Source organism: Proteus sp. fly-1089 (assembly GCF_040138965.1).
GTDB classification, from domain to species: domain Bacteria; phylum Pseudomonadota; class Gammaproteobacteria; order Enterobacterales; family Enterobacteriaceae; genus Proteus; species Proteus vulgaris_B.
The window spans coordinates 287,061-299,097 of the sequence record NZ_JBEETS010000003.1 but is presented as its reverse complement, the minus strand read 5'-3'; the positions used below and the strand labels follow the sequence as shown (position 1 = coordinate 299,097).

Genomic DNA, 12,037 nt, shown 5'->3' with positions numbered 1-12,037 from the left:
CAGATTGATCCAAGCACCCGCGCAGAGAATAACAAAATATTTATTAGAGACAACACATTTATTATCAATAATGAATTGTTTAATTTATTTCTGTTATTTAAAATAAATGACTAGTTAGGTGATGAATTACCTCTTTAGGTATTTTTCCGAGGTGGGTAATTTAAATGTTAAAATATTTATTTAACTAAATTAATAACAATAGGTGTTGCCTGTATTGTTGTCGTAGTAATCAGCGTATTATTATTTTGATGTTTAATAATAACACCAGACTGTGGTGTTACTAATTTCCATACTCCTTTTACAGTAACTGTGCTGCTTATTGGTTTAGAGTCAGCTGTTAGCCATTGACGAGAATAAACGCTGATTTCGATTTGATTTCCATTATTATCAATTTGGTCAGTTTCAATGCCTTGATATAAATTTAAATCAGGATTAACAATACTTAATGTTAATTTTTGTTTTTGAGCTTTAGTCATGACCATAACAGGAGAGTCACTCGATAATAATATTGCTTGAGGTGATTTTAATTGTGTTGCTTCAAAAAAAGCATATCCTTCTTCTTGGGTGATTTTATCTTTTACCGCATGTAATTGATTATTATGTTGTAATACAATGTATTCAGGTGCTTTATTATCTTGTGATTCAATTGCTATCGCATACTCATAGTTTTTATTCTTAGGTGCGTTACCATGAGAGATAACTGCCGTTGCAAATAATTGTTCTGTTGGTTTTGAATTTCTATCATCAAGCGAATGTTGTTTTTGATAACTAAATTTTACAGTTTGTCCTTTTGTGAGCTTATATAAATTTCCAGCAGGATCAATTAAAGTATCTGCATTATTTAAAGTTAATTGAGTACCTAATTGATTAACCTCTTTGCCATTAATTATCACTGATTTTAATTTAGGAACAGCAAATTGAAAGAGTGTTGTTTCTGTCCTATGTTGTTTATCATCATTTTCAATACCGGAACCTAAAGCAATAACTCTATTATCAAATAAAAAATAGGATTTATTAGCTCTTAAGCTTTGTTGTTGATATTTACTGTGACCATGTAATTTCATGGCAAACATACTATTGTTATTAAGTGTATTTGCACCAGAATAGCTTTCTGTTGAAAGCAACATTTCTTCAATACCTGCAGCAGGTAATTGACTAAGTTTTGCTTCAAGTTCGTTATAGGGAAGGTGAATAGTTGTTGTACCTGGATATCTATTCCAATCCCATCCAGCATGGCTAAATCCTGATTGAGTTAAATCAGCCGGAATAATTTCTAATTGTCCATATTGTAAATAACGACCATAACGGTTGTTATTTTCATAACTTTCATTACCAACAAGATAACGGCTAAAACCGCGCGCTATGGCAAGCCAGCTTTGTTGTGGTGATTGAGCCGATGCCCTTCGTTGTATTACCATTGATGCATAATTCATTGCCCATGCGCCAACCGGTTCACTTTCAGCTTTAATACCTTCAAAATGCGTTTTGTTGTCTAATTTTGCATAAGCAGCGGATAATGTGGTATCTAACTTTTGTTTGCCATCAGGGGCTCCTGCTAATGCCATCCATTTAAATGGAGCGATACCTATTTTATGCAACCCAGTTGGGTGACGGCCACTTATTACTACAGGGATTTGTGTCTCTTTGGTGTAGATACGCATTTTTAACAAAACATCTTTTAAACGCTCATGTGCTGAAGTAGTTAAGCGAAAAGGTGAACCACTTAATGCATACACACTGGGGGCTAAACCACCAAATGCGTCTTTTGCATAAGCAGGATAATGTTGTGAATGATGAAAAATAGAACCATCAGGTTTGAAACCGCCAGCAACACCTTTTGAGCTTAGTATTGTTTTACTTAACCAATTTTGCAGTTGTGCTAAGGCTTGTTGACGTTGCTGATAATCAGGTAGCATCAATAAACTTTTTATCATCCATTGTAATTGAGTGTTGAGAATATCGACATTTGCATCAACGATTTCATTGTCTTTTTCGAAAATTCGTCCTGTTGCGCTATACCACATCATGGCCTGTTGAGTAGGAGCTAGAAGGTTATTTTTTGCGAGAATATGACGTCCAATAAACCATGCGTCAAAAAGTTCTCTGGTTTGATAACCAACATGAGTAATAATTTGATAACCGCTACCGCGTGTAAAACCTTGTTCAAGAACGTAACGAGTGCCTAATAAATAACGATCTTCTAATTTTTGCCTATCAGTTGCTGATAATGAATTACTACGCAAATAAATAGCAGTTTGAAGAAGCGTTTTACCGACATCTCTTAGCATATTGGTATCAAGTAATGCTTTTTTAGTCTCCTCACTAAATATCCCTTCGGCTTTCATAAAATTCTGCCGATTAGGATGATCAAGTGCTTTTCCTGTGATTGATCCATCAGTATGTTGCGTTAATCCTAATTTTTCCCATAATGCTAAATGTTCATCTAGCATATCTGTGGTGATTTCCTTATTACTGTTTATCCCTTGATAATGCTCAAAACGCTGATAAATCAAAGCCATTTCTATTTGATCATCACGAAATTCAGTATCGAAGTTTAAAGTGGGGTAATGAGCTTTAAACATTTGATCGTACATCAATAACGCACTCCAGTTTTTACTAACCATCGTGTTTACTGCGTTATTTACGTAAGGTGTTTGATAGTCAGGAACTGCCCAACGATTGTCTAACGGTACACTCATCATAATTTGGTCAAAAAAGAGGGTTCCAGCTTGATTTGGTGCTGTAATAACTAATTGATCTAATTTTCCTGTTGCAGTACCTTTCATATCACGAAAAGGAACAGCAATACCTCGCCATCCCGTAAAATTAAGTTCAGCATTAAAACTTAGTGCAATTTTATTATTTTGTTTAAATACTAACGTTAATGGAGAAGATTGAGGTTTTTCATTGTAAATCCACATCATAAAAGTGAGTGGAGTTGCTGTATTTTTATCATCTTGGTAATTAACAATATTATTTAGCGTTAATGTTGCTTGCGGTTGATATTGCCATTTAAGTGATTGTTCGCCATCTTTAGCATGCTGTTTGCTTAGCGATAATTGGTTATTATTTGAAGTGATAAGGGTATTAGGCAGTTCATTTTCAAAAAGATAAATATCTCCGAAAGTTTCATGAGACAGAGAGGGTAAAGCTTGGGCCGGTAGTGATAAAAAGAGGCTTAATGTAACCGCGTGGGCTAAAGGGTTTTTTATTAACATAATCAGATTTCCTGTAAATAAAAAAGGAACGCAAGAGCGTTCCTTTTAATTAAATCAAGGGAGTGGTGAGAGTTTGATTTCCTGTGGAATACCAAAGTAGCTGGTAAAAGTCAGTTCAGTGTTATCACCTGAAACGTTATATTTCACTTTGCTATTTTTATCAGCAGATTGCCATTTACCATTAATCGTGACATTGATGGTGACAGGGATTGCTGCTTTTTGGCGAGTCATATTTAAATCAGGTGTAACGGCACTGACAACAAGAGTGTCTTTTTGTCGATGAGTCATCACAATCGCGGGTTTATCAACTTTTTTTATCCACTTATCTTCAATTGAAGCAGGCTGATAAAAGGCATATCCTGTTACATTACTGAGTTTATCGAGAATAATATGAACGTCTTTATCCTTACGAAGGATCTGGTATAACTCATTATTTTTACGGAATTTTTTCGCTATCTCTCCCATTCTTTCAGGAGTTGCATCTAAAAAGACCATATATTCATAGTTGGAATCTTTAGGTTGAACGCTATGATCAATCCATGCTGAACTGAAGTTTCCTTCTGTCGGTTGGCGGTTTTTATTTTCTGCCGAAGTTTGGTGTTGGCGGCTGATATTTACTTTTTCAGCTTGAGTAATTAAATAACCATTACCATTACTATCAATTAACCAATCACCTTGTTTAAGAGTTGTTTGGTAAGGAATGGCTTCAATTTTTTGTCCATTTATCCAAATAGTATTTAATGTTGGAGTAATAGCATGTTGGAATAAGGTGGTTTCGACATCTTTATTTTTATCACTACTATTTATATTGCTACCAATAAAAATTAAGCGATTATCAGCGGCTAATACACTTTTTTTTGCAGTGAAGTTAGGATCAAAACGCTCAAGATTGGCTGGATAAATAAGATCGAATGCCATCATGCCATATTTGCCTTCAAGGGCAGATGTTCCACTAAATCCTCGTTCTCCACGTTGCATTAGGGTATGAGGTTTAGGGCTATCTAATTCTTTAAGAGGAAGATGGATCGTCGTCGCTCCTGGCATTCGATTCCAATCCCAACCTTCTTGCTGATAGCCCTGTAAAAGTTGCGAACCATTACTTACTATTTGAGCAACACCATGACTTTGATAACGACCATAGCGGTTGTCTTTGTTATAAATTTCAGATGACCAAACATTGGTGTTATAAGCTTTCAGTGTCACCATTTTATCTTGCCAACGATGAATACCAAAAGCCCCACCATTAAAGGCGTAGAAACCTTGAGGCAGAGCTGCTGGTGCAATAGTTTCTCCAAAAATAGCATCGGATTCGTTTTGTGTTTTATCACTTATTGCAAGATAAATAGATGCGAGTGTTTTATCTGGAGAAGATTTCGCAGACATGGCAAGCCAGTAGTAACCTTGAGCAACTGATTTTAACGAAGGTGAATTAAATGGGTGCCTTCCAGCAAGAGGTAATCCGACTTCTGGAGCACTATAAATCCATGCTGAAACCATCGCTTTTTTCAGGTTATCCCAACCACTTTCACCGACTGAAAATGGAGTTCCACGAAGTAGATAAATAAGCTGAGAGGCATTTTTAAAGGCAGGGAAAGAGTAGCCCGGATAGTTGCCTTCATGTCGCCACGCAGTACCGTCAGGGCGTAAACCATCTTTACCACCCGGTGGTATTTGAGTTAATGCGCCAGTGATGTAATAGCTGAAGGTATTAACTAAGTTGATACGTTTTTGATCATCAGGTTCTAGCAGTAATAAGGCTAAGTGTTGACGAGATAGGGTATTGAAATAGTCTAAGTCAGAGCTATCTGCACCCACTTTCATATCAAAACTACTTTTAAACTCTCGTGAATACCACAATAATGAATCATAAACTTGAGTTTGTAAGTTTGCCTCTTTTAGTGCATCAGACATGAGTAATGTGGAAATATACCACCATCGAGAACTATATCCCCAGTGATGGGTTGTGACTAAAGCACTTCCTTTAACAAAGCCTTGATCTAATAAGTGCTTTGTCATTAATAAGTACATCTGCTTTAGCTGAGTCTTTTGTGTAGGATCTTTTTCCAGTACATAAGCACGGCTAATATTAAACATTAATGTAGTGTAATCACCTAAAATAATATAATTATTAAATAGTTGTTTATCTTGAGGGTTGAGATTTTCTGGTTGATAAATAATCGTTTGTTTATCTGTGATCAGGTGTCGCCCTTGTATTGTGCCATTATCTAAAGCGTGAATATTAAGAGCATCAAAATCACTTTTTAACTTACCAATATTTTCTTCTAGTGCGAGATTTGTTTCTTTTTCACCGCCAACAAATTCATTTATCAAACGTTGGCGAATAAGATCAATTGCAGCTAAGTTTTCAGGTGTCACCGGTAACTGAGGTTGTACGTTATGAAACTGAATTTCGGGTTCTGATAAGCGAGTTTTGATTTGATAATCAGACCATTGGTAGCGAGCATCATCGATAGAAAACATAATGCGATCGATATAGATTTCACCTTGATCCACATTAGAGGGGGCTTTAAAGCGAATGCTGTCGACATTAGCGCCTAAAGCGCGCCCAATGCTGTCTTGAGTACCATCAGAGGAGGTATTCATCGCATTTAAGGTCATTTCACGATTTTCAAGATCGTTATTTAGCGAAACACCTACGGCTCGCCAACCAGTAAAATTAAGTTTTACTTTAAAGCCGGCTTGGGCTTCACTGGTTGTATTGAGCTTTTCGCCTAGATCAACGGTAAGATAACCATTAATCGGCTTTTCGTTATAAAGCCAAAATGATAAAACGGGCGTAGATGAACGCCCCCAAGCTTTAGAGGCTTCTTTATCTGTCGGTACAATCAGTTTTTTATGTAAAGTAAAGCTACTGCCTCCTTTCCATTTCCACAAAAGAGATTGGCTTCCCATAATGCTACGTTTATCCGATAGCGAAAGTATTGAATTTTTATCTGACGAAAAATCAGCTAATGGGTTATTTTGCGCAAAATGATAGATTTCTGACTGCATCAGATTATTAGGATCAAATGCAGGGCTGCTGGTGGCAGCAATCACATGATAGGAGGCTGATAATAGCCCCAATGTCATTGCAAGTGCAGTAAAGCGAAATATCGGCATTATTTTTCTCCTTAGAAACGCTGGCTAACAGTGAAACCAATGCGTCCTTCATTAAATTTGTCATAACGCTGATAGCCGATTGTTGTGCCTAAATTTAATGATTGAGTGATATCGAGATTGGTACCTAATTCCGCACTAATAATGTCACCACCAACAGTATTTCCTTTAATATCAAAGGTCTCTCCTCCAGTATTAAAATAAGTCAAACTGTGGCGTTGATTAATATTATTGTTACCTGCGATATCTTTGAAATAACGAAGATTAAGAGATGGGGTTAATTTTCCATAAATAGTCTGATAGCTATTCCATAAAGCAACTGAGCCACCTAATTGATTAACAGCATAGCGTTGGCCATAAGTACGCATAGATAAGGCGGAGCCTGTTTCTTCCCAAGAGTCAATATTGAGCCATTGATATTGGTAAGTCAGCATCGGTTTAATATGGATGAAATCAAAATCAAAATGAGTTCCAGCATTAATCTGATAACCTAATTGCACACCTGAATAATCACCTTTTGCTTTGGTATTTCCTTCCCATCCAGTATTGCCACCAATATCCCGCTCACTATCGACAGTGTAATAACCAATATTTAGATTGCCGCTTAGGAATAATGTGTCACTATACCAACCGGTGTAAGGCATAAATTCAAAATGGCTAATTTCTTTGCTTGCGTTACGTTGTTTTGCGTCAGCCTTTGCGTAGTTATAAGCAAATGAAACACCGATAAGAGCATCTTGATTAATTTCATAATCAGTACCGATTTGAATACCAGTACGATAAGTATTGTAACCGTTAATTTCACCTTGATTGCTTTGTGTGCCATAACCATACAGTATATTAGCCCAACTGTTCCAGCCTGCTTCTCTCTCTTCAATTGGCAATTGGTTATCATAGCGTAAATAGCGGTATGCAATATTATTGCGCATATCTTCAACCATGATTAATCCCGCTTGAATATCACTGCCATCAGCAATAGGGGCTAAATCATTTGATAATGTGGCAATATTATTATCGTCATTTCCAGCAGCAACTAATAAACTCAAAGCCTCATCTGAAACTTGACTACGTGTATTATTAAATTCATTTAAAACAGTTGGAATAATAAAATTAGCTGCCGCTAATCCATTTTCATTGACGCCACCACGTTCAGCTGCACTAATAAAATTATTACTACCTTCGTAGCTAATACCATAACGTGCAACTAATTGATTACCACTAACACCACCACTAATATTAGGCGGTGTAGTCTCTAACCATGAATCTGTTTTTTCTAATAAAGGAGATACATCTGGTGCAATGGCGTTGGCGTCAGTAACCGTAATTCCAGCTTCATCTTTAATCGCTGAATTGGAAGAGATCAAAACAAGATCTTTATTTATAATGTTATCTACACTGGTGCCTTTAAAATCCAATTTGGCTTGGCTACCTTTTTTAAAAGTAACATCACCGTCAACATGAAGAATAGTTTCATCAGTATTGGTATTATCATCAAGACGGAAAATTAACTGGCTATTTTCCTTATTCATGAAATTACCTTCCCAATGAATCGTTTTATCTTTTCCTTGGATAGTTAAATTGCCATGGTTTTCAATTAATGGAACACCCGTGATTTGATATCCATCAAATAAAGCATTTTGAGCTCCACCTTGATATGCAAAATTTATTTTAGTATCTGCGTGACCATTTCCTAATATATCGCCGTGGATCTCACCATTTACATCACTTCTAAAACCTGTTTTTAGTGTTCTAAAATCAATGGCCGCAGTTTTTCCACGAATAATGGCACCGTCTCTTACATAAACGCCAGTACCTCGTTTAGGGAAATCGCCTTCAACCAATATGGCTGTACCATTTTCACTGGTCACGTTAGCGCCATTTAAGTTGATATTACTGCTAAAAGAAGCACCTTGATTTATCTTGAGTCCATTTGCACCATCACCAGTGACAGTAATATTTTTTGTAATTGCTTGAGCTTTATATTCTGTTGATGAGCCATTAAATACAACGCCATCACCTTGAGAAACAGTGACATCTTTATTTATTTGAGCCGTATTACCGTCATTAACATTAACTGTTTCACAGATATTTAAAGTGGGATCACATTCTGTCGCCCATGCCGAACCATAAATAGCTGATAAAATAGCCGCGCTCAAAAATAACAATTTTTTATTTTTCACAATATAACTCCATGAACAATTATATGATTTTAATTATTAGAATGTTGCTCGGAATGAAACTTTGAAATAATCTTGAGTCGATTTGCTACCATCATTTTTATTTTCAACTCGTTCATTATAATATTCCGTCATGACTCGCCATTGAGGTGATATTTGATAAGCCATTTGTAGGGTATAACGTGTCATATCTTTTTCGATATAAACGCCTTTATTTGTTCTATCTTCTATTTTTCCAAAAATAGATTTACGCATTGATGGAGAAACTATTAATCCTATTGGTGTCGTCCAGTTCACATACATACGTAATTGTTGATTATGGTTTGTTTCTTTTGTGTCGTATTCTTCATGTCGTATTGCTTGCTTACCACCATCAAAATAAGCAACAGTAGTATTAATATTTGGGGTGACAAAATAACGTAGACCAGGTTCAATTTCCCAGCCTAAATAATCCGTATTTGTGACGCCATTGCTACGTTTATCTTCTTTCTTTTGTAAGCCAAATAAAACACTACCGGTTAAAACCCAATCTTTATTAATTGGAAATTGGTAATTGGTTTTTGATTCATAAAAATCAATAGTTAAGCGACTGCCGTTATCATAATTAGTGAGATCTTGACGGATTTTCAAACCAGGTTGGATCCAACCATTGTTTAATTTAAAACGATAACTACCTTGTAAATCATAACGTTGGTAGCGGTTTTTATTATCATGTTCACGTTGGCGAAAGCCGACATCGAAATACCAGTTAGATTTTTCTGGATTAATATTAAAATCAACACGATAACCAGCATAGTTATTGGGTGTGTCGTAATCTGCTGTTTCCCAAGAAAACATAGCGTTGACATTAGCTGCCTGAGAATGAAAAGAAGTTAAACCTAAGCCAAGAAGAGGTAAGAAAAGAGCAATACGAAGTTTGTTCATGGTATATATCCAATTCTTTATTCGCTTTTATTAATGTCAATTTTTAGGTGTAGGACGTCTTTCCTTTTATTCTATTAAAAGGATTTTTATATAAGCGAATTGGGTTTATATATAGCGCCATAAAATAATGGCGCAGATATTTTTATTATTTTTATTTACATGTCGATATTGTTTTATTTAATTTATTGGTTGTTGCCGTAATAAATTCAGAGGCGCGCCAAGAATCTCCTGTTTTTTCCAACCAAGGGGTAAGTTCTTCTTTAATTAATTTCTCAATTAAAGGCATATTGTCTTTGGCAATATTTTTTATTTGATAAGGATCATTCACATTGTCATATAAGGTATATTTCAATGGTTGACCATCTTGTCTATCGATAACCAGTGTATGTGTTTTGGTTCTGACACCTCGTTTACCAAATGAAGGTTCTCCATAAGGAATAAAAAGATAAAGCTGTGAGTTTGCTGTGTCGCCTTTTCCTGTGACCACTCGGTCTGAAAGATCACTACCTTCGACAGAATCAGGTATCCATTCGGATAAGCCTAGTAGTCCTAAGATTGTCGGGTAAATATCAGGAGCTGACATTAGTGCATCATCAGAACCTGGTTTAATTTTACCCGGTAAACGAAACATCATAGGAATACGCATGGATTCTTCATAAGGATTATTTTTTGTTGCCTGTCCATTTGATCCTAAGCAACTACCATGATCAGAGAAAAAAACAACGAGAGTATTATCTGCAAGGCCTTGTTTTTCTAATTCATCGACGATGCGACCAAATTGTTCATCAACACCGTTGACCATTGCCATGTATTCTTTGAAATATTGAGGCCCATAGCCTTCTTGGTATTCACTTTCCCATTGTACGTTCGGGCGAGTGTTGAGCTCTTTAGACGTTTTACCTTGATAAGCATCGAGGTATTTCTTCGGTACTTGGTCATAAGGCGAATGAGGTGGATTCATTGAAACCACTAATGCAAATGGTTTTGAATTATCCCTAAATTGATTGTTTTCATTTTTGAGAAACTTGATTGCCATATCAGCTTCATGTTCAGGTCCCCATTGATCAATGTAAATTGGTTTATCACGAGGAGTATCGTTTGCCCAATACATAGGTTTTAAATGTAAATCGTAGGTGCCATAAGAGTACCAAAAGTCAAAACCATGGCGTCTATCAGGAGCTGCCCATTCATTCCAATAACGACCTTCCATTGGATTATTGTAACTTTCAATAAATGGTTCGTAAGGTGCATCAAGATGCCACTTACCAATATAGCCAGTGCTGTAATCAAGAGATTTTAAAACATCAGACCAGCATTTTGCATAAGGAGATAGATCAATACCTACTTTGCCACCATAATCATGTGCATTTCCTGTAATGCCATTACGAACAGGGTATTGCCCTGTCATAAACATGCCACGGAAAGGAGAACAAAGAGGGTAATTTGAAGCCATTTGTGTCATTACTTTGGCTTGTTTCGCAAATTTATTCAGATTTGGTGTAATTGAGGGATCTTCTCCCATAAACTGTAATGCGTGTGCTCGCATTTCATCAGGAAAAACAATTAATAGGTTAGGGGCGTTTTCCGGACGGGATTGCGTGTTAGAGGTCGTGCTTCCTGAATTAGCAATAACAGGGGTAGAAATAGTCATTGCTGCACCGCTGGCTGCGAGCCCTTTGATAAAAGTTCTGCGGGAAACAGTCATTGCTTCCTCCTATTTTACGTTTGCTTTCGAATTGGTGTCTTTTATCTTATTTATACTTTTGCATAAGATCAAAAAGTAAGTTAACGAAAGATCAAGAATTGAAAGGGAGATCACAGAATAGTGTCAAATTGTAAGCAATGTGACAGCTAAAATAGGAGTTGGAATATTGTTAAGAATAGATTAACTTTTTATAAATAAATTTAATTAATTGATTTATAATGATATTTATTGTTGTGTGATGATGGTTGCAAAAATAGCTTAAAGTTTCTTTTTTTAGCTATAAAGTTGGATAACAGAAAGTGTAAGCCTTTTTCTTTCATTTGTTTTCATTGTCCTTTAATGACCCACCAAGATGTTCCTTTAAACTCAATATTTTTAACTATCTCCATGCCTAACTTTTGATGTGCTTTTAGTGACCGAATATTTTCGCTATTAACAAATGCGATAGGGTGCCCGCCATGCAAAGAACAGATCTGCTGGTAGAGATCTTTTAATAATGATTTTCCTCGGTGCGTTTTATCAATACAAACAGGGCCGTAAAACCAATTGTTTTGTGTTATTTCTGGGAAGCGTCGATTAATTTCTTGAGCAATAGGCGGAATTGAGAAAGATGTGACAGGGAAGCTGAAAACCACAGCAACAATATTTTCTTGATTAAGTGCAACAATAGTATTTATACTACATTGATACATTGCCTCAACTTTGTTTTGTGGATATTCGCCATATAATCCGCCTTGCTGAGATTCTGAATTTGCCTGTAATAATGTTGCTACTGAGTTGATATCGTTATATGTCATTTTTCGAAATATATAATGCATTTTTTATTCCTTTTTATACTAAGTTATAATCTTATTATATAAAAAATAATTTATAATACAAAAATACATTAATAATTA

The 12,037-nt window shown here is 35.9% G+C and carries 6 protein-coding genes; all 6 read right to left on the bottom strand.

From position 1 onward, the window contains the following. Positions 1–176 precede the first annotated feature (176 nt). A complete protein-coding gene (locus ABN080_RS10455; protein WP_349440968.1) occupies positions 177–3,218 on the bottom strand; it encodes a chondroitinase family polysaccharide lyase in 3,042 nt (1,013 codons plus the stop codon). Positions 3,219–3,272: 54 nt separating this feature from the next. Then, positions 3,273–6,338, bottom strand: coding sequence for a chondroitinase family polysaccharide lyase (locus tag ABN080_RS10450; protein ID WP_349440967.1), 3,066 nt, complete (start codon positions 6,336–6,338; stop codon positions 3,273–3,275). A gap of 11 nt (positions 6,339–6,349) precedes the next feature. Next, on the bottom strand, positions 6,350–8,515 hold the full coding sequence (locus ABN080_RS10445; RefSeq protein WP_349440966.1) for an autotransporter family protein: 2,166 nt from the start codon (positions 8,513–8,515) through the stop codon (positions 6,350–6,352). 36 nt (positions 8,516–8,551) lie between these two features. Beyond that, positions 8,552–9,436, bottom strand: a complete 885-nt coding sequence (locus ABN080_RS10440; RefSeq protein WP_072069308.1) for an OmpG porin family protein — start codon at positions 9,434–9,436, stop codon at positions 8,552–8,554. A gap of 151 nt (positions 9,437–9,587) precedes the next feature. Continuing rightward, entirely contained in the window at positions 9,588–11,141 is a 1,554-nt protein-coding gene (locus ABN080_RS10435) for a sulfatase-like hydrolase/transferase (protein ID WP_196553973.1), read from the bottom strand. Between the two features lie 326 nt (positions 11,142–11,467). Beyond that, complete coding sequence (locus ABN080_RS10430) at positions 11,468–11,959, bottom strand: N-acetyltransferase (RefSeq protein ID WP_349440965.1); 492 nt, start codon at positions 11,957–11,959, stop codon at positions 11,468–11,470. Positions 11,960–12,037 lie beyond the last annotated feature (78 nt).